The organism is Rhabdochromatium marinum, from assembly GCF_016583795.1.
Classification (GTDB): domain Bacteria; phylum Pseudomonadota; class Gammaproteobacteria; order Chromatiales; family Chromatiaceae; genus Rhabdochromatium; species Rhabdochromatium marinum.
In genome coordinates this window covers 1-26,338 of the sequence record NZ_NRRS01000034.1, presented here as the reverse complement: position 1 = coordinate 26,338, position 26,338 = coordinate 1, and the positions used below count along the sequence as shown (strand labels likewise).

The 26,338-nt window shown below is 60.5% G+C and carries 26 protein-coding genes; 8 read left to right on the top strand and 18 right to left on the bottom strand.

The window, feature by feature from the left end; translation table 11 throughout:
• Window positions 1–117: 117 nt before the first annotated feature.
• Window positions 118–1,155 carry a tRNA dihydrouridine(20/20a) synthase DusA gene (gene dusA / locus CKO36_RS11090; RefSeq protein ID WP_275957843.1) on the top strand — a complete coding sequence of 346 codons (1,038 nt, stop codon included), beginning with the start codon at window positions 118–120 and terminating at the stop codon, window positions 1,153–1,155.
• 8 nt (window positions 1,156–1,163) lie between these two features.
• On the top strand, window positions 1,164–1,727 hold the full coding sequence (locus CKO36_RS11085; protein ID WP_200284125.1) for a DNA-deoxyinosine glycosylase: 564 nt from the start codon (window positions 1,164–1,166) through the stop codon (window positions 1,725–1,727).
• Here CKO36_RS11085 and draG read toward each other — a convergent pair.
• From draG to nifB, 6 genes are all read right to left on the bottom strand, one after another.
• Complete coding sequence (draG, locus tag CKO36_RS11080) at window positions 1,715–2,671, bottom strand: ADP-ribosyl-[dinitrogen reductase] hydrolase (protein ID WP_200284124.1); 957 nt, start codon at window positions 2,669–2,671, stop codon at window positions 1,715–1,717. The two genes, CKO36_RS11085 and draG, sit on opposite strands and share 13 nt — an antisense overlap.
• Window positions 2,646–3,281, bottom strand: coding sequence for a nitrogen fixation protein NifQ (locus CKO36_RS11075; RefSeq protein ID WP_200284123.1), 636 nt, complete (start codon window positions 3,279–3,281; stop codon window positions 2,646–2,648). The genes draG and CKO36_RS11075 overlap by 26 nt, the downstream gene beginning before the upstream one ends.
• 4 nt (window positions 3,282–3,285) lie before the next feature.
• Window positions 3,286–3,633 (bottom strand): 2Fe-2S iron-sulfur cluster-binding protein, encoded by a 348-nt coding sequence (locus tag CKO36_RS11070; RefSeq protein WP_200284122.1) that lies wholly within the window; start codon window positions 3,631–3,633, stop codon window positions 3,286–3,288.
• Between the two features lie 72 nt (window positions 3,634–3,705).
• Window positions 3,706–3,990, bottom strand: a complete 285-nt coding sequence (locus tag CKO36_RS11065) for a 2Fe-2S iron-sulfur cluster-binding protein (protein WP_200284121.1) — start codon at window positions 3,988–3,990, stop codon at window positions 3,706–3,708.
• Between the two features lie 82 nt (window positions 3,991–4,072).
• Window positions 4,073–4,351, bottom strand: coding sequence for a 4Fe-4S dicluster domain-containing protein (locus CKO36_RS11060; RefSeq protein WP_200284120.1), 279 nt, complete (start codon window positions 4,349–4,351; stop codon window positions 4,073–4,075).
• Between the two features lie 56 nt (window positions 4,352–4,407).
• The gene (gene nifB, locus CKO36_RS11055) at window positions 4,408–5,901 is read right to left on the bottom strand and encodes a nitrogenase cofactor biosynthesis protein NifB (protein WP_200284119.1); all 1,494 of its coding nucleotides are present in this window, start codon (window positions 5,899–5,901) and stop codon (window positions 4,408–4,410) included.
• Window positions 5,902–6,219: 318 nt separating this feature from the next.
• Between nifB and CKO36_RS11050 the strand changes: the two genes are divergently transcribed.
• Window positions 6,220–7,092 (top strand): trypsin-like serine protease, encoded by an 873-nt coding sequence (locus CKO36_RS11050; RefSeq protein WP_200284118.1) that lies wholly within the window; start codon window positions 6,220–6,222, stop codon window positions 7,090–7,092.
• Window positions 7,093–7,141: 49 nt separating this feature from the next.
• Here CKO36_RS11050 and CKO36_RS11045 read toward each other — a convergent pair whose 3' ends face one another.
• The 3 genes from CKO36_RS11045 to CKO36_RS11035 are packed head-to-tail and all read right to left on the bottom strand — an operon-like array spanning window position 7,142 to window position 11,053.
• Window positions 7,142–9,340 (bottom strand): cytochrome c3 family protein, encoded by a 2,199-nt coding sequence (locus tag CKO36_RS11045; protein ID WP_200284117.1) that lies wholly within the window; start codon window positions 9,338–9,340, stop codon window positions 7,142–7,144.
• Window positions 9,341–9,353: 13 nt separating this feature from the next.
• Window positions 9,354–9,998 (bottom strand): cytochrome b/b6 domain-containing protein, encoded by a 645-nt coding sequence (locus CKO36_RS11040; protein WP_200284116.1) that lies wholly within the window; start codon window positions 9,996–9,998, stop codon window positions 9,354–9,356.
• Window positions 9,995–11,053: a cytochrome c3 family protein gene (locus CKO36_RS11035; RefSeq protein ID WP_242469539.1), complete on the bottom strand. Its 1,059-nt coding sequence runs from the start codon at window positions 11,051–11,053 to the stop codon at window positions 9,995–9,997. The genes CKO36_RS11040 and CKO36_RS11035 overlap by 4 nt, the downstream gene beginning before the upstream one ends.
• A gap of 302 nt (window positions 11,054–11,355) precedes the next feature.
• Here CKO36_RS11035 and CKO36_RS11030 point away from each other — a divergent pair, with 302 nt between their 5' ends.
• Genes CKO36_RS11030 through CKO36_RS11010 form a run of 5 tightly spaced genes read left to right on the top strand, consistent with a single transcriptional unit; the run spans window position 11,356 to window position 17,061 of the window.
• Entirely contained in the window at window positions 11,356–12,618 is a 1,263-nt protein-coding gene (locus tag CKO36_RS11030) for a hydrogenase small subunit (protein WP_200284115.1), read from the top strand.
• Between the two features lie 15 nt (window positions 12,619–12,633).
• Window positions 12,634–13,644 carry a hydrogenase 2 operon protein HybA gene (gene hybA, locus CKO36_RS11025; RefSeq protein ID WP_200284114.1) on the top strand — a complete coding sequence of 337 codons (1,011 nt, stop codon included), beginning with the start codon at window positions 12,634–12,636 and terminating at the stop codon, window positions 13,642–13,644.
• Window positions 13,637–14,770 carry a Ni/Fe-hydrogenase cytochrome b subunit gene (gene hybB / locus CKO36_RS11020; protein ID WP_200284113.1) on the top strand — a complete coding sequence of 378 codons (1,134 nt, stop codon included), beginning with the start codon at window positions 13,637–13,639 and terminating at the stop codon, window positions 14,768–14,770. The genes hybA and hybB overlap by 8 nt, the downstream gene beginning before the upstream one ends.
• Window positions 14,771–14,783: 13 nt before the next feature.
• Window positions 14,784–16,490, top strand: a complete 1,707-nt coding sequence (locus CKO36_RS11015) for a nickel-dependent hydrogenase large subunit (RefSeq protein WP_200284112.1) — start codon at window positions 14,784–14,786, stop codon at window positions 16,488–16,490.
• Window positions 16,471–17,061 carry a HyaD/HybD family hydrogenase maturation endopeptidase gene (locus tag CKO36_RS11010; RefSeq protein WP_338053460.1) on the top strand — a complete coding sequence of 197 codons (591 nt, stop codon included), beginning with the start codon at window positions 16,471–16,473 and terminating at the stop codon, window positions 17,059–17,061. Before CKO36_RS11015 ends, CKO36_RS11010 begins: the two co-directional genes overlap by 20 nt.
• Window positions 17,062–17,066: 5 nt before the next feature.
• Here the strand turns inward: CKO36_RS11010 and nikB are convergent, their stop codons facing one another.
• From nikB to iscB, 9 genes are all read right to left on the bottom strand, one after another.
• Complete coding sequence (nikB, locus tag CKO36_RS11005) at window positions 17,067–17,981, bottom strand: nickel ABC transporter permease (RefSeq protein WP_200284110.1); 915 nt, start codon at window positions 17,979–17,981, stop codon at window positions 17,067–17,069.
• Window positions 17,981–18,481 carry a L,D-transpeptidase family protein gene (locus CKO36_RS11000; RefSeq protein ID WP_200284109.1) on the bottom strand — a complete coding sequence of 167 codons (501 nt, stop codon included), beginning with the start codon at window positions 18,479–18,481 and terminating at the stop codon, window positions 17,981–17,983. Before CKO36_RS11000 ends, nikB begins: the two co-directional genes overlap by 1 nt.
• Before the next feature lie 36 nt (window positions 18,482–18,517).
• Window positions 18,518–21,184: an aminopeptidase N gene (gene pepN / locus CKO36_RS10995; RefSeq protein WP_200284108.1), complete on the bottom strand. Its 2,667-nt coding sequence runs from the start codon at window positions 21,182–21,184 to the stop codon at window positions 18,518–18,520.
• A gap of 18 nt (window positions 21,185–21,202) precedes the next feature.
• A complete protein-coding gene (rpoS, locus tag CKO36_RS10990) occupies window positions 21,203–22,201 on the bottom strand; it encodes an RNA polymerase sigma factor RpoS (protein ID WP_200284107.1) in 999 nt (332 codons plus the stop codon).
• An 8-nt stretch (window positions 22,202–22,209) separates the two neighbouring features.
• Window positions 22,210–23,229, bottom strand: coding sequence for a peptidoglycan DD-metalloendopeptidase family protein (locus CKO36_RS10985; protein ID WP_242469538.1), 1,020 nt, complete (start codon window positions 23,227–23,229; stop codon window positions 22,210–22,212).
• Window positions 23,230–23,232: 3 nt separating this feature from the next.
• Window positions 23,233–23,811 carry a YqaA family protein gene (locus CKO36_RS10980; RefSeq protein ID WP_200284106.1) on the bottom strand — a complete coding sequence of 193 codons (579 nt, stop codon included), beginning with the start codon at window positions 23,809–23,811 and terminating at the stop codon, window positions 23,233–23,235.
• Window positions 23,811–24,482 carry a protein-L-isoaspartate(D-aspartate) O-methyltransferase gene (locus tag CKO36_RS10975; protein WP_200284105.1) on the bottom strand — a complete coding sequence of 224 codons (672 nt, stop codon included), beginning with the start codon at window positions 24,480–24,482 and terminating at the stop codon, window positions 23,811–23,813. The genes CKO36_RS10980 and CKO36_RS10975 overlap by 1 nt, the downstream gene beginning before the upstream one ends.
• Window positions 24,479–25,279: a 5'/3'-nucleotidase SurE gene (surE, locus tag CKO36_RS10970; RefSeq protein ID WP_200284104.1), complete on the bottom strand. Its 801-nt coding sequence runs from the start codon at window positions 25,277–25,279 to the stop codon at window positions 24,479–24,481. Before surE ends, CKO36_RS10975 begins: the two co-directional genes overlap by 4 nt.
• Window positions 25,280–25,345: 66 nt before the next feature.
• Window positions 25,346–26,338 (bottom strand): RNA-guided endonuclease IscB (gene iscB, locus CKO36_RS10965; protein ID WP_200284103.1); only part of this gene is annotated, 993 nt, incomplete at its 5' end.

Genomic DNA, 26,338 nt, shown 5'->3' with positions numbered 1-26,338 from the left:
CATTTCCTCATGCGTCCCTATGATACAGACAAGCGCCCCCGGTCGCATCGCCGAGCCGGTCAGCACGACCGCAGCCTCCTATTGAGCCCTGCCGCGCTTCATGTCATGCTCTGAGCGATGATGACATCCCTTTCACCCGCCCCCTGGAAGCGTCCGCTCAGCGTCGCCCCGATGCTGGACTGGACGGATCGGCATTTTCGCTTCTTGGCGCGTTTAATCAGCCGCCATACCTGGCTGTATTCCGAAATGGTGACCACAGGTGCGCTCATCCATGGTGACATGGAGCGTTTGTTGCGCTTCAATCCGGCTGAACATCCCGTGGCCTTGCAACTGGGCGGCAGTGAGCCGGCTGAACTGGCGCACTGCGCGCGTCTGGGGGCGGATTGGGGCTATGATGAAATCAATCTGAATGTCGGCTGCCCGTCGGACCGGGTTCAGAACGGTCGTTTTGGCGCCTGCCTGATGGCCGAGCCACAGCGGGTCGCTGACGGCGTTGCCGCCATGAAGAACGCGGTTTCCATCCCGATTTCCGTAAAAACACGCATCGGTATCGATCATCGTGACAGCTACGAGGAGCTGGCGGATTTTATCGCCCGCCTGCTCACCGCCGGCTGTGATCTGGTGATTCTGCACGCGCGCAAAGCCTGGCTGCAGGGTCTGAGTCCGCGCGAAAACCGCAGCGTACCGCCCTTGCGCTACGATGTGGCGCTGCGGCTGCATGCCGATTTCCCCCAGCTGCCCTTAGTGCTGAACGGCGGCATCACCACCCTGGAGCAGGCACGCCATTGGTGCCAGTCGCTCTCCGGGGTCATGATGGGACGCGAGGCCTACCAGAATCCCTGGCGACTGGCACGGGCGGATCGGGATCTATTCGACGACCCGCATCCGCTGCCGAGCCGTCATCAGGTGTTGGAAGCCTTCTATCCCTATGTCGAAGACTGCCTGGCCGCTGGCATCCCTCTGAACAGCCTCAGTCGCCATCTGCTGGGTCTGTTCAATGGCTGCCCCGGTGCCAAGCGCTGGCGCCGTGCGCTGAGCGAACAGGCGCATCGTCCCGGAGTGGGTGTTGAGGTGCTGCGCCAAGCCGCCGCCCTGGTCGATGATGACACGCAAGCGGTTCGGGAGACGCAGCCGTTGGCCCCAACGGCCGCATGAGCCTCGGCATGGAACCGCTGGAGAGCTGCTCCCCGGTCCTGCACGGCTTTCCCCCACTACTGGGCTCGACACCCAGGGTGCTGATTCTGGGCTCGATGCCGAGCGCCGCCTCACTGCGCGAGCAGCACTACTATGCCCATCCGCGCAATGCGTTCTGGCCGATCATGGCGAATCTGTTTGGCTGGCCGGTGGATTGGCCCTACTCCGAGCGGTGCCAAGCGCTCCAGCAGCGTGGTGTTGCCCTGTGGGATGTGATTGGCCGCTGCACCCGCAAAGGTAGCCTGGATACGGCCATTGATCCCGCCAGCGTGGAGGTAAATCCGATCGCAACGCTCCTTGATCAGCAGCCCAGCATCGGCGCGATCCTGTTCAATGGCGGTATGGCAGCGCGTGAATTTCACCGCCGGATTCGTCCCCAACTCAGCGCGGCACAGCAGGCCCTGCCGCAGCAGCAACTACCCTCGACCAGCCCGGCCATGGCACGTCTAACGCTGGAACAAAAAACCGCTGCCTGGCGAATTCTGCTGGAACGACTCGAAGCCCGACAAGCAGAAACCCGTTACTTAACCTGACCACTAAGCACAAAAGGTGAAAGCGCCAGAAGTGCGTGGGCCTGGTTGACGGCTTCCTGCTTGATGCGCCGCTCCAGATGCCGGCTCCAGCGCGCCGGGATGGCCGCCGGACCATAGAAGGCTCCCGCAATCATGCCAAGAATCGCCCCGGTGGTGTCGGCATCACCGCCGCGATTGACCGCTTCAATCAGCGCACTCTCAAAGCTGTCAGTTGCAAACAGCGCCTGAAAGACAACCTTGAGCGTATCCACGATATAGGCGCTGGGATTCTCGACGCGCTTGCGCTCAAAATTAAAGCTGCGATGATCGGCCACCAGAGTGTCAGCCAGCAGCCGCAGTCCGGCCTTGTCGGTGCCCAGAATGGCGGCCTGCACCATGCGGATCACGCACAGGGTTCCGGCATCCGACAAGATATTATGATGGGTGATGTGTGCCTGCACCCGATTGGCCCGATCCACATGCTCGGCATCGGCACCGAGCAACACCAATGCCACAGGCAGGCAGCGCATGCAGGCGCCATTGCCGGCGTCATAGTCGTTTTCCGGCATTGCAGTGGTGCCACTTTGGCGAAAGTGGGCAATACCACGACGCACCGTGTTGCCAATATCGACTGGCTTGGTGCGCATCCAGTCACTGAAGGCGGCGGCGGCGGCCTGAGCATCCACAGCCCCCGCATCCAGAACGCTGCGCCCCAAGGCCAGGCTCATTTCTGTGTCATCCGTGACCTGCCCGCGACGCAAGCGCAGCCAGCCCCCGCCGATCATGTCCTGATGCACCCGATATTGTGCCTGTATCTCGCGCGGCGTGAGAAATTCCACCGTCGCGCCCAGGGCATCGCCAACCGCAAACCCAAGATAAGCCCCAACCGCTCGGCGACGAATCAGCTCGCCAGAATCAGCACGGGCACGAAACAGAGCTTCAGGATTCAGGGCCGAAACAAGCATGATAATCGATACACTGGTTGCAGGACGGTGCGCGACAACTGTAGAGCCCCTCGGCCACACAGAGCTGTTTGTAAAGAAAACGCTTCCATTTCATATCCTTAACGTTGCGTGCCGCCAGCGCCGGAAAATTCGCCTGCATCAGTGCAGTCAGATCCGTACGCCGCAACAGCCCCAGATCCTGCCACAGATGATCATCACCACAGCAGCCAGCAGCCAGAATGTGGGCCATCCAGACTTCCGAGGGCGAATTACCGGCCTTGTCCATCAGTAAAATGCGCACCAGATCAGCGACTTCTTCGGCTCGATCCGGGGCCAGGCGCGCGCCGGTTGCCACCTCGCCACCCAGTTCAACACCGGGAAAATGCCAGCGCATCAGGCAACCAAAGGCGGCCGACTCCAGCCCCAGCCAGTCCGGCAGCACCCCCAGACCACTGCAGCGACTCGCAATCATACAGGCCAGGGGCAGATCATTCTCGCGACCGGCGGCACAGCCTATCAAACGCTGAAACAGGCTCCAAGTGTCAGGCAACCAGCCAACCCCGGAGCTACCCTGTTCCGGGAATCCCCGCCACGTTTCGCGGGTCACCAATCCCGAGCCGCTCAGCCACATGGGATCAGTACTCCACGAGAATATCTTCGTCGCGAACGATCATCTGACAGGCCAGACGCCATTCGCTGGGCATATCGTCGAGGTGCAGCTTATCGATCTGCTCTTGCGTCAGCTTACCAAGCTCTTTTAACACATTTTGTTCTTTTTCGGTCAGGTGATAGCCCATTGGGCCTTTTTTATCCACACTGCTGACCTTGACTACACAGTGACCACACTCACCGTCCTGACAGTCGAACTGGACCGGCACCTTATTCTCCTTGGCCAGCTTCAACAGGGTTTCGGTGTGGCTGCCAGCAACCGCGTAAACGGTCTTGTCTTTGTAGTCGGGATTGGAAAATGTCACTAAAGCCATCGTTGTGGTGCTCCGTTCGGTTCAAATTATGTTGTGGGTTACAAAAGAAGTGTGCTGCTGCACAGCCTGGCCTTAGGCCGGCTTGACGGTGCAATCGCCAATGATCTGCGCCTGACAGGCAAGACGGTCGTGGCGACTGGCCATGTTCTCGCGCAGGACTTTTTCTTCCAGCACCGAAGGCTCGGTTAAATTGTTCCAGCCTTCCACAACATGCATCATGCAGGTGCCACAGTCACCTTCGCGACAGCCGTAGATGATGCCGGCACCGATCTTCTCCGAAACATCAATCACGCGAATGCCAGCCGGCACATTGACGGTCTGTTCAATGTCCTCGAAGGTGATTTTTGCTTTTGCCATGAGGGATTAACTCCTGTCGTTTGTCGTCAGTTAAAAAAAGAGGGATCGCTGTTTCAGGCTTGCCTGCGCGGGTCAGTGCAGCTCAGCGCGCCTGAATGGCCTGCTGTACCTGCGACCAGGCACTCGGCGGGATACCGGTTAGGGAGCCGGGTGGATTCACGGGCGCGCCACTCGGATCAAGAATGGCGCCTTCAATCGGGCAGATACTGGCGCACTGGGGATCGGCAAACTCGCCTTCGCACCCATTGCAGCGCGCTGCCTCAATGACAAAGTGCGGCTTGGCGGCGCGCACGGCCTCATTGGGACACAGCGGCTCGCAGGCCCAACAGTTCACGCACGCGGCTGTGATGCGATAAGACATGGGGAGGACTCCTGAGTAACGATGCTTGTGCAGTTTGGCACCTATAGTGACGCTTATCAGGCCGACAGCGCCGGTGCAAGCGCATCGAGATTGGCCGTGATTGCCGCTGCTGTTTCCGCCTGAGCCTGTGCCAGCGCGGCACGCATGCTGGTGCCCGGCTGAACACTCAAAGGACGGATACCCGCAGCTTCGAGTTGCTGCCAGGCATCGAAGCCAATACGCGTGCACAGCACCGCCCCACAATCCTTGACGCCGGCCAAGGCTGCGGACAGGTCAGCACCGGCGGCTGGAACAGTTCGGGTTTCGAGCAGGCGCGGTGCATGGGCCACATCGAGCTGATAAATGGCGAAGGTCTGAGCCTCGGCAAACGCTTGATCAACCTGCTGCCCATCGTGACTCGCCACCGCGACCTTGAAGCCCGGCTTCGTCAAGGAAACCGCCGGCGCCGCAGCATGCTTGTCATTGGGTCTGCTCTTGGGTACCGGCTTGGCTCCTGTCAGAGCATCCAGCGAGACCAGTACCGGCGGCTGCGGCCGCGAGCGCTTGGCTGCACGCTGACGTTCGATCTCCGCCCGCACCTGTGCGCGGCGCTCCATGGCTGCGGCATGATCGATTTCCAGGCTTTCGATGCGCTCCAGGGTGAATTCGGCATGGCGATCCTGCCCCAGCATACCGATTGCATCCGCGCGACACTGGCGACAGTGGCTCATAATGTCCATGTCATTCGCGCAGGCTTGCTGAACAGCATTCAACTCCTGGCTCGTCGGTGTGCGCTGGCCCATAAGGCCGTAGAAGGTGCCATGCTCAGGTTCGGCAATCAACGGCATGATGTTGTGCAAAAAGGCGCCTTTTTGCTTGACAACACGGCTAACCTCGGCCAAGTGCTGATCATTCACACCCGGAATCAGCACAGAATTAATTTTGACCAGCACCCCGCGCTCAGCCAGCATCTCCAGCCCCTTGAGCTGCTGTTCAATCAGGATGGCAGCGGCCTTTTTTCCGCGAATACGGCGGTTGTGCCAAAAAATCCACGGATAGATGCGCGCGCCAATCTCAGGGTCAATGCAATTGATGGTGATGGTGACATGGTCGATGTTGTGCTCGCAGAGCTGATCAACATGCGCCGGCAGCATGAGCCCATTGGTCGAGACGCACAGGCGGATATCCGGCGCCTTCTCTGAGAGCTCAGCAAAGGTGGCAAAGGTACGCTCGGGATTGGCCAGCGGATCACCCGGTCCGGCGATGCCCAGCACACTGAGCTGGGGAATCTCGGCGGCAACCGCCAGCACCTTTTTCACCGCCAACTCCGGAGTCAGCAGCTCCGACACCACCCCAGGGCGGGATTCATTGGCACAATCATACTTACGATTACAATAGTGGCACTGGATGTTACAGGCCGGCGCCACCGCCACATGCATGCGCGCATAATGATGATGCGCGTCTTTGGAGAAACAGGGGTGATCGCGAACCTTGTCCTGTACCTCAACCGACTGAGCAGACGTCAACCGGCTTTCCGCAGTCGCGGATCGCTCAACAACTTTCAACTCCATGATGCCTCCCGTCGGAATGGGCCACGCCGCACTGGGGCGCGGCACTTAACACGCGAATTGCTTTGGCTTAAAGCAAGCTGCGTGCCACGCCAACCCAACAGGAAAGGTATTTTTAATTCAGTCGGTTACAAAATTTAACTGGAAGCTTGTCGCAAGCGCGACAGGTGGAGAGGAGGCTTTGTGCGATCCGCGACCCGTTCGGAGCAGTGAGATTTGAACGACACCACCGCCATCCAACCACCACAGCGGCCCATGACAATACAGCCCATACCAATGCAGTCCACGCCAATTCAGCGTCACATCGCGGCCATTTGTCTCATGCTGGCGACACGTCCGGGCCTCGCTCTGTATCAGGGCACCCCTGATCGGGAAGCACGCTATTCCGCTGTGGTGAGCCTTGCGACTGAACCCCAAGGCCGGTTGCTGTGCAGCGCAACCAAGATTGGCGCGCACCGACTGCTCACCGCCGCGCATTGCGTTGTTGATCCTCAAAGCGGTGAGCTGCGCGCCGCCTTCGAACCGGGTGGACAACTGCTGCTTAACAATGCCCCCGTACAAGTTGGATCGGCACCGGTTGGACCGGCCACACCCGACGCCAACGCCTATCAGGTCGTCGTTGCGGACACCCAACTGGCCCCCGCCTATGCACAAGGACTGCAAGCCTTTCGCGACTATAAAGCGCAACGCCTGACGGCCTTGCAGGATCAAAGGCCGCATGCTTCCGCTGTGCCGGAGCTGTCAGCCGCACAAGCGCTGCAAAAATATCTGCGCTTGCGCTACCACTTTGCCGCCCGCTATCCGGATGTCGCCCTGGTGCGGCTGCGCACCGCAACGCCCGAAATACCGACGCGGCCCGTACGACCGCTGGCACCAGCGCCCGGCACTGAGGTGATTCTGGTGGGATTTGGCTGCGCGTCGCCAGGCGCCAAGACAGCAACGCCCATGCAACGCCGCTGGGGAGCCACTCAGGTGATCCGCTCGGATGCGGTCAACTTCTACAGCCAGGCCGGGCAACGCCAGGATGGCGCGCCCTCACTCTGTCCCGGCAATTCTGGCGGTCCGGTGATTTACCAACACCAGATCATTGGCGTCAATAGCGTGGTCTACGGGCTGAATGTCAGACAAGGGGCGCGCTCGAACATGGCCGTCAATCTTGCCCCTCTGGCTGACTGGATCAACTCAGCACCCTGAAATGCACTCAGTGAGACGCGCTCAATGAGATGCAATCAGGGAGATACATTCAGGGATTCGACGGCGTGGCTGATGCCTGGCTCGAACTCCCGACGCTGGAGCCGCTTTGCTTCAGACCCTCAAGGTCTTGCAGCTCCGCGACACGTTCAGGGGAATAGGCCAGTGCAGCAAAGTCCATGATCCCGTTGGGATCGTGACATTCCTTGCATTCACGCCCCTTACCCTGGATGCCGTGGTTGACCATTAGAGTGCCCATCTGACGCATCCAGTGTGGCTCGACATTGACCAGCTCACCATTGACCAGCGGATAGTTGGGCTTCCAGCCATCCATCACGCCGAAGTAGTACATGAATTCATCCATCATGTAGAGCTTAAACACCTGCTGATACATGCGCTTGACGATGGGATCACTGATAGCCACCTGAACGGCCGCCTTGGGGTCACCTGACTCATAATAGGTGGCATAGTCAAACGGCAGGATCATGGCGCCAAAGGGTCCCTGATTGCCCATATCCTCATACATCATGGCATTGAAGATTTTGAACGGATAAATTCGACTGTCGCCATCGTTCATCGCGGCCTTGAGATTTTGGTCGATCATCTCGCGGCGTTTGGCCAGCATCTCGGGTGTGAGCTGGCTTAACGGATCCGTGGCCTTTTTGACATAGGCATCGACATCAATCTCGGGATAGGTTTCCTTGAGCTTTTCGGCGGCGGCGCGAATCTTGGCCAGTGCCTCCGGATCATCAATGGTGACCATCTGATTCATCAGCGGATTGTAGTCACCAGTGCCCTCAGGATTATTCCCGAGCGCATTGGCCAGGAAGGTGCCGTTGCCGTTAAACCACAGGAATTTAAAGCCCTTGCCCGGTTCACCCGACTGATAGATGTCGGTGTATTCCCAGACCCCCTCCTCGGCATTCCAGGTCGGGTGTACCCAGTCGCGCAGCACCACGCTGTTGTGCTCCAGCTCCTTGATATGGCAGGTTTCGCAGGCCATGCGGGCGATATGACCGTTGAGCAGCGCCTTGTCTTCCGAGTTGTTATGCGGAGCCTCGCTGTGGCAACTGGCACAGGTCACATCGACATCCGGGAGATCATTGGCCACCAGATCCACACCCATGCGCCCGCGCGGAATCTTATGCCCTTCCGGCACATGGCAGTCGGTGCATTGAATACCAGCGGCGGCATGCACATCGTCCTGCGGACTAAAGGGATTGCCACGCTTGGCGCCATGATGCAGCAACCGCTGGTTTTCATCGCCCAACTGGGTGGCGGCGACGTTATGCGCGTAGATATCGCCACCCATGTTGTGCTGATGACAGCGCAGACAGTTGTCGTTGCGGATCTCCGCCACGGTCAGCGCCGCGCGCATACTGCGATCCTGATTCCAGCGCGTGCCCTTGTCATCCTTGATCACATAGCGCTTGTTCATATCATAGGTGCGCGAGTGGCAGATCAGGCAGTCGATGCCCTCCTTGGCCGAATCCGGCACATCGCCAATCGGCATCATCTTCTCGGTGGCGGGCTGATAATTGCCGCCGATATGGCACTGACCACAGCCCTCGCTGCGTACCTCCACCTCGCCGCCGGCGGCTTCCGGACGGCTTTCCACCAGCGCCGCCCAGCCGGTCCAGGTGAAGCTGCCGGGAATGCCACAGGCGCGGTCGATCTTGCCCACAGGAATCTTGTGCGGCCCGGCGTTGACCTGACGCCCGTCATAGCCATAGGTCGAGAAACCACCGGCCGAGGTCTGGAACTTGAAGTGCACCGAATTGACGATGTCCTCCAAAGTATTGACGGTTTTCAGCTCGCCGTTGCCATGGTTGACGGTAATGGTCTGATGGCAGCGCAGACAGGTCTCCGGTCCCTTGTACTGACGAATACCGGCCTCGCGGAAGTATTCGATATGCTTCGGCTCGACCGCACTGACCACCGACGGAGTATTCATGAGGATTTCGGTCTTGACCTGGCGCGCGAAGGGATCCTGATCCTCGCTCACCACGGCGGCGGCTTTCTCCAAGCGCGCTTCCTCACTCAGTTCGCGTGCCAGTGCCTCAAATTCAATAGCGGTCAACTCGCGACTGCTGTTGTAGCTCAGCGGCGCATTGGCCTTGCCGACATAGGCATCAAAAAACAGCGGATACAGGAACTTATACGCCAGAAAGAGCGCCAGCAGCAGGCCCGCAAGTTGTATAAACCGGCGTTTCGAGGTGGCGCTGGTGAGGATTTCGGTCAGGGTGCTCATGGTCGCTTCTCTATTAATCACGCGCGGCATTGGCGCAGTTGTCATGATCGGATTCCCGGTGCCAGCCGGTCAGCATGGCGCGCAGATTGGTGATCAGGGTCTCTCCGGTAGTAATGATGTACATGTGCACAATCAGAAACAGCACCAAAAAATACGCCAGGGTCAGATGTGCCATGGCGATCACCCACAGAGTGCCCAGGCCAAAGAGCGTCTCGGGCAGATACACCGAATACAAAAAGGACCAGCCACTGATAATCAGCAGTGGCATCAGTCCATACATGACGCCAATGTAGCTGAGCTGCTGGAGCGTATTGAGCTTCTCATTCTCGGTGACATGAAACGGGTGCGGTGCATTGTGAAAAATGCCGTAGCCGTAATAGGTCATCTGCGCAAACAAACGTTTGAACAGGCCACGAAAGCGCACATGGTAATGGCGCCCATTGGGGGTCACCAGATTGCCAATGACAAAGCTGATCCAGCTGATGGTCAGCAAAATACCAGCGGTATTGTGAATCGGCACGGCGGTATCAAAAGGCAGCAGCCAGGATGTGCCGGAAAAATGCATGCTCGCGCCGGTCAGGATCAGCACAACGAACAGGAGCGCATTGAGCCAGTGCCACAGGCGCAACCAGACGGGATAAAGATACAGGGCGCTCATGACTTGTCTCCTTCAGTAGCTGTGCCTGCCTGCTGCTCACGCAATGACTGGTAAGCGCGATAACGACCGTACCCATGGCCGGCCAGCACCAGCACGGTCAGCCCGATGATGATCAGTGCCAGCCAGTCGATGAGCGGATTGCGGCTCATGCCCACAACATAGGCTTGGTTATAGACCGCCTTGGTAAAAAAGCCTTGTTTCTCAATATCCTCACGCGAGCGGTACTGATATAGCCGCGCTAGCAGCCCCTGTCCCTGGGAGTGGCAGTTCACGCAATTGACCTGGCTTTGCTCAGCGCTCAGGATCTCATGCGACACCGGCCGGTCGGAATCGTTCAGCGTGGTATGACAGTCGAGACAGCGCACCGCCGCCCAGTGCTTGTCGCGATTGGGCAGCCAAGCGTGGGAGCTGCTGAGCGGGTCACGCAGCTTCTCGTGGCAGGACAGGCAAATTTGGTTGTCGTAGGCCACGATATCGGGGATTTTGCGGCCGAGCAGTGAGGCCCGGAACACATGTGGATCGTGACAGGAATGGCAGTTGAAATCCGCCGCCTCGGGATCATCGGAGGTGGCATGCACACTCTTTTTATATTCCTGAGAAATGACACTGAAATCCAGGCGGTCGGTGTTTTCCGGATGGTCTTCATGGCAGCCGACACAGTTCAACTCAGCCGCCGACAGCTCCGCCGGATGCGGATACTGATCGTAACCACCCTCATGACATTGACTGCACGCCAGTTTGCCGTGCACTGAATACGCCAGCTCATTCTTATCCAGAGACAAATTGACCAGCTCACCAGTCTCAGGGTCACGGTAGGCCATGGTCGCCATCCCATGACAGCGCAGACAATCGTGTTGCTCCGCTGCGGCAACAGCAGCGGTGTCAGGCCCAGGCACAACCCAGGCACCAAGCCCGACGAGGGGACTACCCAGGCCAAGCATCAGCACAACTGCCAGCATCAGCACCAGAGTCCAGTGTGGAACCCAGGGTGGCCAGACCTCGCGAGTTCGGGGGCCAGAGCGGGTGCCAGGATTGAGTGCGTAGTGTTTGTTCATCACGATTGATTGCGTCAGTCAACAGAAAACGACTTCATAAAAGCCCGGATCCAGGGGAGGAACCTGGGGCAAAGATACCGCCAAACATCCGGTTCAAGTGAACAATCGCGCCAAAAGCTGATTCACATCAATACTCCCGGACCCGGGAGAGTCTAGACACCTGGACCGTTTCGGCCTATAAGTAATATAGCAGATAAGCATATTAGAACTTTCGCATATTCTTGACGGAACCAGGGACGCACCCGCCCGGCTCCGCCGCCGTTCGCGAGCCTACAGACGACAGCCATCGAAGGCAGCACGCCATGAACAGCCATCTCCCGCCCCTCCTGGACGCTTCCACCTCTGCGCTTGCCACCACCGGCCCGACACCGGCCCAGCCGCTGGCCCTGGATGAACATCTGGAACTTCACGGCCTTAGTCGCCGCCGTTTCCTGCAGTTCGCCACCAGTATTACCGCCGCCATGGGTCTGCCAGCCACCATGACCGATCAGGTACTGGCGGCCGTCGAGCAACAGGCCGCCGCCGGTCCGGCACGACCACCGGTGATCTGGCTGCATTTTCAGGAGTGCACCGGCTGCACCGAGTCACTGCTGCGCGCCACCCATCCGACGGTCGAAGGCCTAATTCTGGACCTGATCTCGTTGGATTATTCCGAGACCCTACTGGCCGCCGCCGGCCATCAGGCGGAGCAGGCTCTGCACGACTCACTGACCAAGCACCAGGGGGGCTTTGTGCTGGTGGTTGAGGGTTCAGTCCCCACCGCCGACAACGGTAATTTCTGCAAGGTGGCCGGTAAGACGCCGCAGCAAATGCTGCATGAAATCGCTCCACACGCCATTGCCGCCATCGCCATTGGCTCCTGCGCTTCCTGGGGGGGTGTGCAAAGCGCAGCGCCCAATCCAACCGGCGCCATTGGCCTTCAGGAAGCCTTGAATCTTTACCAGATCACCAAGACCGACGGCGCGGCGCTGCCGGTGATCAACCTGCCCGGCTGCCCAGCCTCGCCTTACAACATTCTGTCAACGGTGCTGTATAACCTGACCCTGAAACAACTGCCGGAACTCGACGCCCAACAACGGCCCAAGTTCGCCTACGGCCGCCTGATTCACGAGAACTGCGAGCGCCGTCCGCACTTCGATGCCGGGCGCTTTGCGGAGGAATTTGGCGATGACGGCCATCGTCAGGGCTGGTGCCTGTACAAGCTCGGCTGTAAGGGGCCAGAAACCTACGCCAACTGCCCGGTGATCGAATTTGGCGATGTCGGCGGCAACACTTGGCCAGTCGGTATCGGCCATCCCTGTTTCGGCTGCGCCGAACAGGGCGTGGGTTTCCACAAACCGCTACATGAGCAGGCGAAAAACGTCTCGCTCACCTCGCCGTCCATCTTCCCCGGCATTATCACCGAACACCCCGGTGGCGCCACCTTGACCTCGGCGGCCGTCGCCGGAGCCATCGGCGGCGGCGCTCTGGTCTATGCCCTCGGCGCCAACAGCAAGCTCAAAGCCTTGGAGGAAGCTGAGGCCCAGGCCGCAGCACAACAGTCATCCGCAGTCAGTGATGCCTAGTACGGAGGAACACCCATGAACATCGATCGTCGTCAGTTTTTCAAAGTTATGGCCGCTGGTAGCGCGGTCGCTGTGGGTGCTTCTCCGGTTCAGGCCCGCCAGTGCAAAGCGCTGCCGCCTGATGCCATCGGCATTCTTTATGATGCCAATCTGTGCATCGGCTGCAAGGCCTGCGAACATGCCTGCAAGGACGCCAATGACATGCCCGTCAGTAGCAATGGCCCGATCGATCAGGCACATGGCGTTGTAGGTGCCTGGGATGGTGATGACGACCTCAGCGGTCGCACCATGAACAAGATCAAAGCCTATGTGGCCGAGGGCAGCCGCACCGACCTGGATGATCCAGAGGCCAGCTTCATCAAGCGCGCCTGCATGCACTGCATCGACCCGGACTGCATCTCAGCCTGTCCGGTCAGCGCGCTCACCAAGGATCCCTTCACCGGCATCGTCAGCTACAACCCGGACGCTTGCATTGGCTGCCGCTATTGTCAGCTCGCCTGCCCGTTCAATATTCCGAAGTTCCAGTACGACAAAGCCTTCCCGCAGATCGTCAAATGCCAGCTGTGCGCGCCGCGCATCGCCGAGGGCGAGATTCCAGCCTGCTGCGATGCCTGCCCGACCGGCGCCAGCCTGTTCGGTCGCGTCGAGGACTTGCGCGAAGAAGGCCACCGGCGGCTTGCCATGCAACCCGGCGAACGGGAGGAATTTCCGCTCAATCAGCTCGGGGGTGCCACCCGCGAGGCCGAGGCACAGTCCTACTATCCGCATCTCTATGGTGAGAAAGAATCCGGCGGGACGCAATACCTGATGGTCGCTGGCGTGCCCTTCGACAAGCTCGGCATGCCCCCGGTGGGCGAGGAGTCGCGCGCGCGCCTGTCGGAGACGCTGCAACATACCCTGTACAAAGGCATGGTGGCCCCCGGTCTGCTGCTGAGCGGTCTGGTCTATGCGGCCTATCAGCACACCCGTGATGAGCGCGACGCAGACCACGCGGATCACCTCGAGCGGGAGCAGGACGATGACTGAGACCTTCCGCCCGCTCGGCGGCAAGCTCTTCACCCGGCACTTCCAGTTCATGGGGGTGCTGGTGCTGATCGCCGGCTACTTTCTGATCCGCCGCTTTGTCTTTGGTATCGGGGATGTCTCCAACCTGAGTGACGGCTTCCCCTGGGGCCTGTGGATCACCTATGACGTGGTCACTGGCACCGCCATCGCCTGCGGCGGCTATGCCATGGCGCTCTTGGTCTATGTGTTTAATCGTGGCCAGTTCCACCCGATGATCCGCGCCGCACTCCTGACCAGCGTCTTTGGCTATACCCTGGCCGGTGCCTCCATCATTGTCGATGTGGGGCGCTACTGGCAGCTGTATAACGTCTTTCTGCCACAGTACATCAATCTCAACTCAGTGATGCTGGAGGTTGCGCTTTGCGTGACCCTCTATACCCTGGTGCTGTGGATTGAGTTCTCCCCGGCCATTCTGGAGGCCATGAAAGCCAACCGGCTGCTGCGCTTCCTGCGCCATATTCTGTTTTTCTTCATCGGCGTGGGCATTTTGCTGCCGACCATGCACCAGTCCTCGCTCGGCTCCCTGCTACTGATCGCCGGCTATAAGGTGCATGACCTGTGGCAGACCACCATCATCCCGCTGCTGTTTTTAATCACCGCCATCACCATGGGCTATGGCATTGTGGTGTTCGAGTCGCTCTATGCCTCAGTGAATCTCGGGCGCAAACTGGAAACGCCCCTGCTGGCCAAGATCAGTGCCATCATCCCCTGGCTGCTGATCGTCTATTTGGTGCTGCGCATTGGCGATCTGTTCGTCACCGGCAACATCCGCGCCATCGCCGCCCCCGGTCCCGAGCCCTTCCTGTTTCTCGCTGAGGTCGCGCTCTTTCTCTGCGCCATCATTGCTCTGGCCGACAAGCATCATCGCACCCGCCCGACCATTTTGTTCTGGAGTTCGCTCGCGGTGGTGCTCGGTGGCGCCCTGTATCGCTTCGATGCCTTCATGATCGCCTTCGATCCCGGTCCCGGCTGGCATTACTTTCCGGCGGTCGGTGAGATGAGCATCACGCTTGGCATCGTCGCTTTCGAGATCATGGCCTATCTGTTCTTTGTGAAAAAGACCCCCATCCTGGCGGCCGAGCATTAAGGAGACATTCAAGGTGAGCATCAACCGCATCACAGTAGACCCGGTCACGCGCATTGAGGGACATCTGCGCGTCGATTGCGACATTCAGGACGGCCGTGTCGTCAACGCCTGGTCCAGCGGCCAGATGTGGCGCGGCATTGAGACCATTCTCACCGGCCGCGATCCGCGTGATGCTTGGCTCTATACCCAGCGCATCTGCGGCGTCTGCACCACCGTGCATGCCATCGTCTCAGTGCGCGCGGTCGAGAATGCGCTGGCAATGGAAATCCCGCTCAATGCCCAGCTGATTCGCAACATCATCATGGCTGCCCACGGCATCCATGATCATCTGGTGCATTTCTATCACCTCTCGGCGCTGGATTGGGTGGATGTGGTCTCCGCCCTTTCAGCCGATCCGAAAAAAGCCGAGCAACTCGCCCAAAGCCTGTCGAACTGGCCGAACAATAACGCCGCGCACTTCGCCCAGGTGCAGGCGAAGGTAAAAACCTTTGTTGACAGCGGTCAGCTGGGGATTTTCGCCCACGGCTACTGGGGCCATCCGGCGATGAAGTTGCCACCCGAGGCCAACCTGATGGCGGTGGCGCATTATCTGGAAGCTTTGGAATACCAGCGCAAGGCCAATCAGATCACCGCCATTTTGGGCGCCAAGACCCCGCATATCCAAAATCTTGCCGTCGGCGGCGTAGCCAATCCCATCAATCCCAATGAGCAGTCCGCGCTCAATATGGAGCGCCTGGCCTATGTCAAAACCCTGATGGACGAGGTGCAAGGCTTTATCCGCGAGGTCTATCTGCCCGATGTCACCGCCATCGCAGCCCTCTATGCCGATTGGCTGCCCTATGGTCAGGGCGTGACCAACTATCTGTCCGCGCCCGACTTCCCCAAAGATGGCAAGGGCACCGACTTCGCCATGCCCGGCGGCTACATCCCCAATGGCGACATGGCGCAGTTTCGCCCCATCACCCATTTCGGCGATCCCTTCTTTGAGCAGAACGTCAAGGAAAGCATCAAGCACGCCTGGTACGACGGCAACTGGACGCGCTCGCCCTATCAGGAAGACACGGTGCCGAAATACACCGATTTCGATGAAAACGGCGCCTACTCCTGGGTCAAAGCCCCCACCTTTGCCGATAAACCGGCTCAGGTCGGCCCGCTGGCCAATGTGCTGGCCATGGTCGCGGCTGGCGACGAGCGCACCCGGGGTTATCTGAAGGTCGCCATGGATCGCATCGGCGCCATCACCCGCTCCGAAGTGCCGCTCAGCGTGCTGCACTCCACCCTGGGCCGCCATGCCGCGCGCTGCGTGCGTACCCAGGTGCTCTATGACATGCTGGAGGACAACTACAACGCCCTACTCGCCAACATCACCACCGGTGACATGACCACCTTTAACCCGCCGACCTTCCCCAAGGGCGAGCAAATGGGCTTTGGTTTCCACGAAGCCCCGCGTGGTATCCTGTCGCACTGGATCGTGATCGAAAACGGCAAGATCAAAAACTACCAGGCGGTGGTCCCCTCAACCTGGAACGCCGGCCCGCGCAACCAGCATGATGAACAAGGCCCCTATGAAGCCTCGCTGATGAACAACCCCATTCTGGACGAACAGCGCCCGCTTGAGGTGCTGCGCACGGTGCATTCCTTCGATCCCTGTCTGGCCTGCGCCATCCACCTGCACGACAACCAGGGCCATGACATCATTCGTGTCAACACCAACCTCTGACCCCAGCCCAACCGCCGCTCCCACCGCCAAGCCCGATGCGCTCATCATCGGGCTTGGCAACCTGCTGCTCAGCGACGAAGGCGTTGGCATCCATAGCCTGCGCCGGCTGGAACAGCACTATGGCTTCACCCCCGAAGTCGAACTGGTCGATGGCGGTACCACTGGCCTCGACTTGCTCGAACTGTTCCGCCAGCACGACTACATCCTGCTGCTGGATGCGCTCTTTGCCCCCGAGGGCGCTCCCGGTGACATCCAGATTCTGCGCAACGATGCCATCCTGACGGCCTTGTCGAAAAAGCTCTCCATGCACCACCTGGGCATCAGCGACGTGCTGGCGCTCGCGCAACTGCTCGACTATCGCCCGCGTGAAATCGTCCTGCTGGGCGTGATACCAGAGCACCTGGAATTGGGCACCGAATTATCTCCAGCCGTCGCGCAGCGCATGCCCGACATCCTGGCCAATATCCAGGCCATCCTCGGCGACTGGCAGATCGCCATGCACTTACGCGAATCCAGCTCCGAAACGCCCTCCCCCACCGGCGCGGCGCTTTTCGTCTCCGCCGGTGGCTGACGCGGTCATTGGACGCGTGGATCAATCCAAAGATAGAGCACATCAGTCAGGGTATTGACGACCACATAGATCAGACTGATCAGCAACACGCAGCCCTGAGCGACCGGATAGTCGCGGGCCTTGATGGCATCGACCAGCAAGCTGCCAATACCGGGCCAGGAAAACACCGTCTCGGTGATCACCGCCCCACCGAGCAGGCCGCCAAGCTGCAAACCCAACAGCGTCAGAATCGGCAAAGCCGCATTGCGCAGCGCGTGGCGCCACAGCAACGCGGATTCGCTGAGCCCCTTGGCGCGAGCGGTGCGGATGTAATCTTCGTGCAGCACTTCGAGCAAACTGGCCCGCACCATGCGCGCCAGCAAGGCCGCCAGACCGGTGCCCAGCGTCAGCGTGGGCAGAATCAGGCTGCTCCAGCCCTCGCGACCGCTGACCGGCGTCCAACCTAGCCACAGCGAAAACACCAGAATCAGCACCGGCCCCAGCCAAAAATTGGGGATGGCCAAGCCCAGCACTGAGAACCCCATGGCCGCAGAATCCAGTGGCCCACCACGATGCCGCGCGGCTAGCACGCCCAGCGGCAGTGCGATGATCAACGCCAGTGCCAGCGCCGCCAGCGTCAGTTGCACAGTGGCGGGAAAGCGCTCTGCAATCACGGCGGCTACCGGGCGCTGGTTGATTAAGGATTGGCCGAGATCGAGCCGGAGCAAGCCAGCCAGATAGTTCCAATACTGCACCGGCAACGGCTGATCCAGACCAAGATGCTGCCGCAGGGCCGCCTGATCGGCAGGCCGGGCACTCTCACCCAGCATAGCCTCGACCGGATCGCCCGGCACCAGATGCAACAGTAAAAACACCAGAGTGCAGACGCCCAGGATCACCACCGCTGCGGCCCCCAGACGCGCCGCCAGTTGCGCCCCCATCAGCCCGCCGCTTGAGTGACAGCCGCTGGCAACGGCTCTGAGCTGATTCGCACTAGGGCTCCAGGCGGCGTCAAGTCAAAGAGTTCGATCAAATCCGCATCATGCATGCGAATGCAGCCATGCGAGCGCGGCACACCCATCGGCTCGGTTTCCGGGCAGCCGTGAATGTAAATGAAACGGCGCAGGGTATCGCACTGACCGCCGCGATTACGTCCCGGCTCCAGTCCGGTCAACCACAGAATGCGGGTCAGAATCCAATCACGCTCAGGATACTGTGCAGCCAGAGCTGGGCTGTAGCGTTCTCCGGTGGGGCGTCGGGCGCGAAACACACAGCCTGGCGCTGCATCAGCACCGATTTTAAGCCGCACCCGATGCAGACCACGCGGCGTACAACCACTGCCCTGCACCTCCCCTGGCCCGTTCAACGCAGTGGAAATCGCATAGAGGCGACAGCGCCCTGACTCACCCAGCCACGCCAAGCGTTGCTCGGCGAGCGACACTTGTAGCTCTACACCGGTTGGGCACCAAGCATGCACTCAAGCCTCCAGTGTTTTGCTCAGCACCTCGAACAGATCGCGCGAGACACCTGCGCGCTCGCGCAAGGCATGCAGCTCAGCACGCATCAAAGCCTGGCGTCCGGCATCATAGCGGCGCCACTGAGTAAGGGGATGCAGCAAGCGCGCGGCCAGTTGCGGATTGAGTGCATCCAGGCGCTTGATTTGCGCAGCCAACAAGCGATAGCCGCCGCCATCGGCAGCATGGAAACACAATGGATTACCACTGGCAAAGGCGCCGATCAGGCTACGCACCCGGTTGGGATTGGCGAGCGTGAACGCCTCATGTGCCAGCAGTTGCTCAACCCGCCTGAGCGTACCTGGGGTGCTGACCTGCGCCTGGATGGCAAACCATTTATCCAGTACCAGCGGCTCCCGCGACCACTGCTGATAGAAGGCCGCCAGCGCCTGTTCCGCCCGACTGGCCGCAGCCGCCTCATCGCGCAGCCTGGCCAACTGGCACAGCGCGGCGATGCGGTCGGTCATGGTGTGGGCCTGCTCGAATTGCTGCTGACAGAGCGTCAGCATGTCCAAATCCGGGGTGCGCATCAAGTAGCCCAGACAGAGGTTCTTAAGCGCGCGGCGTCCCATGGCCGCTGGCGACAGATCCGGATCCTGCCGCGCCGCTTCACTCGCCTGTAACGCCTGGTAGCGCGCCAGCAGCTCAGTGCGCAGCGCGCCAGCGATACTCACCATCAGGGTCTCGCGCGCCTGATGAATGCCCTCAACATCCACCACCTCCATCTGATCACCGAGATAGGACTCAGACGGCAGCGCCAGCACCTCGGCCAGCAGGGCCGGATCCGCCTGTGGGTCGCGCAGCGCGGTAGCAAAAGCCTCCAGGAAGGCCGGTGGCACCGGCGTTTCGGGGGCCGCCACCCGGGCCAGCAGCACGCGCTCGGCCAGCTGCTGGGCCGCGTTCCAGCGTGCGACGCCGTCGGAATCGGCCGCCATCAGCTGCCTGAGTTCCTCATCCGAGTAAGGAAAGCGCAGCTTGACCGGCGCTGAGAACCCGCGCAGCAGGGAAGGCACCGGCCGCTCACTAAGACCAATGAACTCAAAGCCGTGTTGTGCCTCGCGCAACTCCAGCAGGCGGGTACCCGCTGCAGGAGGGCTGTGCTCACCCGCCAGCTGCACCGGCAACGCCTGTCCATTGGCGCCGATCAGCCCCAGCGCCAGCGGAATATGCAAGGGTTGCTTATCCGGCTGATCGGGGGTTGGCGCGGTGTGTTGACGCACCTCCAGTCGATAAACACCCCGCTCCGGCTCCCAGTGGCCGCGACAGTCCAGCACCGGGGTGCCGGCCTGCTGATACCAGCGGCGAAACTGGGTCAGATCCAGACCGCTGGCGTCTTCCATGCAGCGCACAAAGTCTTCCGTGGTCACCGCTTGGCCGTCGTGACGCTCAAAATACAAATCAGTGGCGGCGCGAAAGCGTTCGGGGCCGAGCAACTGCGCCTGCATGCGCACCAGTTCAGCGCCCTTTTCATAGACGGTTGAGGTATAGAAATTGTTGATTTCGATATAGCTGTCCGGCCGCACTGGATGCGCCATCGGCCCGGCATCTTCGGGGAACTGGCGCGCGCGCAGGGCGCGGACATCGGCAATACGCTGCACCGCCCGCTGGTTCTGATCAGCACTGAATTCCTGATCGCGAAACACGGTCAGACCTTCCTTCAGACTCAACTGAAACCAGTCGCGGCAGGTAATGCGATTGCCGGTCCAGTTATGAAAGTATTCGTGCGCCACCACCGACTCAATGCCAGCGAAATCCTGATCTGTCGCGGTTTCCGGACTGGCCAGCACATACTTGGCGTTGAAAATATTCAGCCCCTTGTTTTCCATGGCGCCCATGTTGAAGTGGCTGACGGCCACGATCATGAACAAATCCAGATCGTATTCACGCCCGTAATGCACCTCATCCCAGCGCATGGCCTGCTGAAGCGAGCGCATGGCATGTGCGCACTGGTCGTGATTTTGGGGCTCGACATAGAGATGCAGGGCAATCTCGCGCCCGGATGCCGTTCGGAAGCGATCTTCGACACACGCCAGATCGCCGGCCACCAGTGCGAACAAATAGGACGGCTTGGGAAAGGGATCTTCCCAACGCGCCAGATGACGCCCATCGGGCAGAACTTCGGTGACGAGCCGATTGCCATTCGACAACAGCACCGGATAGCGCACCGCATCGGCAATCAAGGTGACGCGAAAGCGCGCCATCACATCCGGGCGGTCGAGATAATAGGTCAGCCGCCGAAAGCCCTCCGCCTCGCACTGGGTGCAAAGCATGTCGCCGGAGACATACAGCCCCTCAAGTGCCGTGTTGGCGGTCGGATGAATCCGCACCCGGGTGCGCAGCTGAAAGCGATCCGGCACCCGCTGCACAACCAACCCCTGATCTTGCAGCTGATATTCAACCGGCACCAGCTCGCGTCCATTCAGCGCGATCGCCTCCAGCGTCAGTTGTTCGCCATCCAACCGCAGCGAGCCATCGCCGCGCTTGGCGGCGGGATTGCGCCGCATCTCAAGCTCAGCGCTGACCCAGGTGGCCTCCGCATCCAGCTCAAAGCGCAGCTCCGTCTGATCGATCAGAAACTCGGGGGGCTGATAGTCTTGCAGCCGGGTCGGCTTGGGGGTTTCGCGATACATATCCAATAAAGTCCTGATCTACTGAAAGAAAGCATCAGCCGAAAACCCTTCGCGTTCGAGGGTCTTGCGCAGGCGCCGCATGGCGCCCATCTGGATCTGCCGCACCCGCTCGCGGGTGACCCCCAGCTCCTTGGCCACCCGCTCCAGGGTTGAATATTCATAGCCATTCAAACCAAAGCGTCGCTCCACCACCGCGCGTTGCTTGGCATTGAGCTTGTCGAGCCAGCGCTCGATTTTATCATGCACATCATCATCCTGAACGCGTTCACTCAGATCATCGAGGGAATCATCCTGCAGGATATCGATCAGGGGCTTATCCGCCTCCCGGCTCAATGGCGTGTCCATGGAAGCGGCGCGCTCGTTAAGTCCCAGCATGCGCTTAACCTCGGCGATGGGCTTGTTGAGCAGCGCGGCGATTTCCTCGTTGCTGGGCTCATGATCCAGCTGCTGCGAGAGCGCGCGTGCGGCCTTGAGATAGATGTTGATCTCCTTGACCACATGAATCGGCAAGCGCACCGTGCGCGTCTGATTCATGATTGCGCGTTCCATGGTCTGGCGAATCCACCAGGTGGCATAGGTCGAGAAACGAAAACCGCGCTCCGGATCGAATTTCTCAACTGCGTGCATCAGACCCAGATTGCCTTCCTCGATCAGATCAAGCAGCGGCAGGCCGCGATTCAAATAGCGCCGCGCAATCTTGACCACCAGTCGCAGGTTACTAACAATCATGCAGCGCCGCGCCGCTTCATCGCCCTGATTGGCCAAACGCGAGTAGCGAATTTCCTCTTCGGCACTGAGCAGCGGAGACGCCCCGATTTCATTGAGATACAAACGGGTGACATCAAAATCGCCGCCGCCCGCCGCTTCCGACTTCCCGCACACCATACTCTTGTCCTGATCATCAATCAGCGACTCATCATCCGCCGCACTCGGCACTTCCAGGAGGTCGTCATCCTGGTCCTCACCCACCGCGAGTGGTTCGCGTAAATGCGGCTTGGTGGTTTTTCTAGCAGCCATGGTTCCGCTTAACGTTTTGGCAAATAAGCCAGTGGATTAACGGTTGCGCCATCGCGGCGAATCTCAAAATGCAGCAGATGTTCCCCATCTGGGGCCTGACCCGATTCGGCGATCTGCTGTCCCGCGCGAACCCGATCGCCCTGCTTGGCTAGCAGGCGGCGATTGAAACCATAGACACTCAGAAAATGTTCATTGTGTTTCACGATAATCAGATTGCCATAGCCCTTGAGCCCACTGCCGCTATAAACCACCGTCCCCTTGGCGGCCGCACCCACCTTGGCGCCCGGCGTACTCGCAATCCGCACGCCCTGATGGGTGCGATCACCTGCCCGATAGTTCGATTTCACCGCCCCACTCAGCGGCCATCGCCAAGTCACGCCGCTCACACGCGCAGTCCCGCCGTTGGAATGACTCACTTTCTGCGGGCGCGGCTTGGGTGGTGGCGCCGCCGCTGTGCGCTGGCTCGGGGCTGGCGATACCTTGGGCTCTGAGGTTGGAGCCGGAGTCGGAGCGGCACCCGAGCTTGGGCTTGGGCCTGAGCTTGCCCCCGAGTCCGCACTGACGGCGTCACCAAAGGTTCCCGGTGCCAGCGTGGTGTTCCGTCGCGGGCGCGCGCGGGGCGGCACAATGCGCAACAGACTGCCGGCGTTGATTGGATAAGGCGGGCCAAGGTCGTTCCAGGCCGCCAGGGTTGACAGCGAATAGCCGGTGCGTCTGGAAATGGACATCAGGGTATCGCCGCGCAAAATCCGATAATAACCGGGTGGTGCTGGGGCAAAGCCATCGCGAAATTCCACCGGAGCCAGCATCGACTGGCCACTACAACCAACGATCAGCACCAGCAGGCTCGCCAGCGCCAGGAATCTCAACCTCAGGAACTCCGTAAGCCGTGGCACCAGCCGCCCAACCGCTTCCCCAAAGAATCCTTGAACAGACGCCCGGCCACCGATCAGGCCACCACCCGACGCCGAGACTGCATGCCCGCCGGTTGCTGAATCCAACTGACTCATGCCAACCACAACCGCCATGAGCTACAACCTGAACGCCAGCACGAGCAAAATCAAGGCGACCAGCACCCAGCCGATCCAGTCAATATAAGGCCGCAGCCGCGCTTCCATCGGCGCCCCACCCCACACCATCAGCGCCGCCACCAGAAAAAACCGCAACCCGCGACCCACTGCCGATGCCAGCGCAAAAGGAATCAGCGCCATGCCCAGCACACCGGCACTGATGGTAAACACCTTATACGGAATGGGCGAAAACCCGGCCAGAAACACCGCCCAGATACCCCAATGATCGAACCATTGTCGGGCTTGATCAAAGGCCTGCGCATAATGCCCGCCTGGCCCCACCAATGGCTCTACCAGATCAAAGGCCAGACGCCCAATCAGATACCCCAGCAAACCGCCGGCCACCGAGGCCAGGGTGGTCAGGCTGGCAAACCACCAGGCGCGCTGCGGATGCCTCAGGCACATGGGCGCCAGCATCACATCGGGTGGAATCGGAAAGAAGGACGACTCGGAAAAGCTCAAGGCCGCCAGATACCAAGGTGCCTGCCGATGGCCCGACCACCGCATCACCCGATCATAGAGTGGCGAGAACACACGCATCAGCCCAGACCTCCGAGCAGGGGGACAAACATCGCCGGCTCCAGATCCTCGTGACGGAAGCCGGAGCGGGTCCGTGTCAGGCGCACCAGCCGCTGCCCGGCACCCACCACCAGCGGCAGCACCATACAGCCCCCCAGGGTCAATTGCTCAGCCAGTCCGCGCGGGATACCTTCGGATGCAGCAGTCATAATAATGCCGTCAAAGGGCGCCATTTCCGGCCAGCCCAGACGCCCGTCACCATGACGATAGCGCACATTACGCAATTTCAGCGCCCGCAAGCGCGGCTCCGCCAGGCCCCAAAGCGCCGCCAGCCGCTCAATGGTATAGACTCGACGCACCAGCATCGCCAGTACCGCCGCCTGAAAACCGGAGCCGGTGCCAATCTCCAGCACGGTTGAGCAAGGACCAGATTCGAGCAACAACTCGGTCATGCGTGCGACAATATAGGGCTGCGAGATGGTCTGCCCATGCCCGATTGGCAAGGCCGAATCCTCATAAGCGCGCGTACCCAGCGCTTCATCGATGAACCAATGGCGGGGAATCTCCGCCACGACTTCGAGCACCTGTTGATTGCTGATGCCGGAGGCCTCCAGGCGCGCAAGCAGGCGCTGGCGCCCACGCTGCGCCTGCGGTTCGTGCGCGAAGGCGGCCCGACAGGCGGTTTCGGTCATCGTAGCCCCTCCAGCCAGGTTTCCAGCGCCGCCACCGCAGGATGGCGCGTCAGATCCACCTGCAAAGGCGTCACTGACACATAGCCGGCGCGCAGTGCGGCAAAATCGGTTCCCTCCCCCGCATCCTGCTCCGGCCCGGGCGGTCCAACCCAGTAAACCGGGCGACCGCGCGGATCCTCAGCGCGGATCATGGGTTCTGATCGGTGCCGATTGCCCAGCCGAGTCGCACGCAGGCCCTTGATTGCATGGGCTGGTTGATCAGGAATATTGACATTCAAAATCATTTGACCGCTAAACAGCGCCGCTTGCAGATCCGCCGCCGCAGTGTCCTGGTGATCTTGCGGGTGCTGGCTTGCATAGAGACTCGCCACCAGGCGCGCGGCAATGGCCGCTGCCGCGTCAAGATGTTGCGGCTCAAAGGCACTGCTTGAAACCGCCACCGCCGGCAATCCGAGAAAGCGCCCCTCGGTCGCGGCCGCCACAGTGCCAGAGTAGATCACATCATCGCCCAGATTGGAGCCATGATTGATGCCGGCCACCACCATGTCCGGCTCGGCGTCCAGCAGCCCGGACAATCCCAAGTGAACACAATCAGTTGGAGTCCCAAACACCCGAAACAGGCCCGGCTCCACTTCCTCGGCGCGAATCGGCGTTTCCAGAGTCAGCGAATGACTGGCTCCGCTGCGATTGCGGTCCGGTGCCACCAGGGTCACACTGGCATAGCGCGACAGCGCGGCAGCAAGCGCGTGCAAACCAGCCGCACGGTAACCATCATCATTGCTAAGGAGAATCTTCATCCGTCTTGCGCGAGAAACCCCGCCTTTCAGGGCGGGGGAGGGGAAAGCGCACCGCGCGCAGCGCGGTTAGGCAACCTGTCTCGCTTCCTCCGTTAAAGTGGGTTGAAGACTATAGCTATAACCGTCGGCGCGTTGCACCACGCGACAATAGCGGTGTGATATCCCTTGCACCACGCCCTGCGCGGTCTGGATGTTAAAACTCCCTGATGCGCGCACGGCGACGCGACCGCTATGGGGTCCCGCCTTTTTCCCGCTCGGCACTTGGGCAACGATCCGATCCCCGGTTTGGAAACCCTCGATGCGTTTCTCACGCATCAGATACCCGCGCGGGAAGCCGAAGCGATTCAGTCGGGTGCGCTGATAGCTGCCCCGCCCTGTGGCTTTGATGGCCAGTGCTGGCCGATTCCAGCCATGCAGCGCATCGAGTGGACTGACACAGGCGGCATCGAGCGCATGGGTCTTGGGAATCCCGAAACGCTGACGGTTGTATTTGGTCCGAGCACCGGAGCTGCTCGCCACGGGCAACCCCGTGGCCTTCAGTCGCTCGAACAGCGCCCAGCGGGTGGCATTCACAGCAGCGGCATCTCTGAGTGGCACCTTGGCCTGTGCCTGGATGCGGCGCAGCAGTGCCGGGTTGTCCTGGAGGAAGACCGCAAGCGGCTGGTTGCCTTTGCGTTGGTTACAGGGGGCGCAAGCCAGGGTCAGGTTGCTGACGCGATCAGAGCCGCCCCGGCTTTTGGGATGGATATGTTCGATTTGGAGCGGAACGCCTTGGGCGCCGCAATAGGCGCAGGTGCGATGCCACTTCTCCAAGAGATATTCGCGCACTTGGTAGCCGGCCAGCTCACCCTGTTGGTAGTCAACGCCACGGATCTCTGGGGTCTGGAGCGCTTGGGTGTCGAAGCGCACCAACTCTTGACGGATGCCCGTGAGGGGCGCAAGCCGCTGTAAGCGTGCCACCCAACTTAGCGTGGTATCCAGGCGATGGCGCAGACTCGGCGCGAGCCAGCCTTCCGGTTTGGTGCGATTGAGAAAGCGCGGGGCGCGATGGCGCAGGTT

Bases quoted from the DNA above. Each gene is read 5' to 3' on its own strand.
- dusA (WP_275957843.1), top strand. From the start codon at position 118: ATGATGACATCCCTTTCACCCGCCCCCTGGAAGCGTCCGCTCAGCGTC.
- CKO36_RS11085 (WP_200284125.1), top strand. From the start codon at position 1,164: ATGGAACCGCTGGAGAGCTGCTCCCCGGTCCTGCACGGCTTTCCCCCA.
- draG (WP_200284124.1), bottom strand. From the start codon at position 2,671: ATGCTTGTTTCGGCCCTGAATCCTGAAGCTCTGTTTCGTGCCCGTGCT.
- CKO36_RS11075 (WP_200284123.1), bottom strand. From the start codon at position 3,281: ATGTGGCTGAGCGGCTCGGGATTGGTGACCCGCGAAACGTGGCGGGGA.
- CKO36_RS11070 (WP_200284122.1), bottom strand. From the start codon at position 3,633: ATGGCTTTAGTGACATTTTCCAATCCCGACTACAAAGACAAGACCGTT.
- CKO36_RS11065 (WP_200284121.1), bottom strand. From the start codon at position 3,990: ATGGCAAAAGCAAAAATCACCTTCGAGGACATTGAACAGACCGTCAAT.
- CKO36_RS11060 (WP_200284120.1), bottom strand. From the start codon at position 4,351: ATGTCTTATCGCATCACAGCCGCGTGCGTGAACTGTTGGGCCTGCGAG.
- nifB (WP_200284119.1), bottom strand. From the start codon at position 5,901: ATGGAGTTGAAAGTTGTTGAGCGATCCGCGACTGCGGAAAGCCGGTTG.
- CKO36_RS11050 (WP_200284118.1), top strand. From the start codon at position 6,220: ATGCTGGCGACACGTCCGGGCCTCGCTCTGTATCAGGGCACCCCTGAT.
- CKO36_RS11045 (WP_200284117.1), bottom strand. From the start codon at position 9,340: ATGAGCACCCTGACCGAAATCCTCACCAGCGCCACCTCGAAACGCCGG.
- CKO36_RS11040 (WP_200284116.1), bottom strand. From the start codon at position 9,998: ATGAGCGCCCTGTATCTTTATCCCGTCTGGTTGCGCCTGTGGCACTGG.
- CKO36_RS11035 (WP_242469539.1), bottom strand. From the start codon at position 11,053: ATGAACAAACACTACGCACTCAATCCTGGCACCCGCTCTGGCCCCCGA.
- CKO36_RS11030 (WP_200284115.1), top strand. From the start codon at position 11,356: ATGAACAGCCATCTCCCGCCCCTCCTGGACGCTTCCACCTCTGCGCTT.
- hybA (WP_200284114.1), top strand. From the start codon at position 12,634: ATGAACATCGATCGTCGTCAGTTTTTCAAAGTTATGGCCGCTGGTAGC.
- hybB (WP_200284113.1), top strand. From the start codon at position 13,637: ATGACTGAGACCTTCCGCCCGCTCGGCGGCAAGCTCTTCACCCGGCAC.
- nikB (WP_200284110.1), bottom strand. From the start codon at position 17,981: ATGGGGGCGCAACTGGCGGCGCGTCTGGGGGCCGCAGCGGTGGTGATC.
- pepN (WP_200284108.1), bottom strand. From the start codon at position 21,184: ATGTATCGCGAAACCCCCAAGCCGACCCGGCTGCAAGACTATCAGCCC.
- rpoS (WP_200284107.1), bottom strand. From the start codon at position 22,201: ATGGCTGCTAGAAAAACCACCAAGCCGCATTTACGCGAACCACTCGCG.
- CKO36_RS10985 (WP_242469538.1), bottom strand. From the start codon at position 23,229: ATGGCGGTTGTGGTTGGCATGAGTCAGTTGGATTCAGCAACCGGCGGG.
- CKO36_RS10980 (WP_200284106.1), bottom strand. From the start codon at position 23,811: ATGCGTGTGTTCTCGCCACTCTATGATCGGGTGATGCGGTGGTCGGGC.
- CKO36_RS10975 (WP_200284105.1), bottom strand. From the start codon at position 24,482: ATGACCGAAACCGCCTGTCGGGCCGCCTTCGCGCACGAACCGCAGGCG.
- surE (WP_200284104.1), bottom strand. From the start codon at position 25,279: ATGAAGATTCTCCTTAGCAATGATGATGGTTACCGTGCGGCTGGTTTG.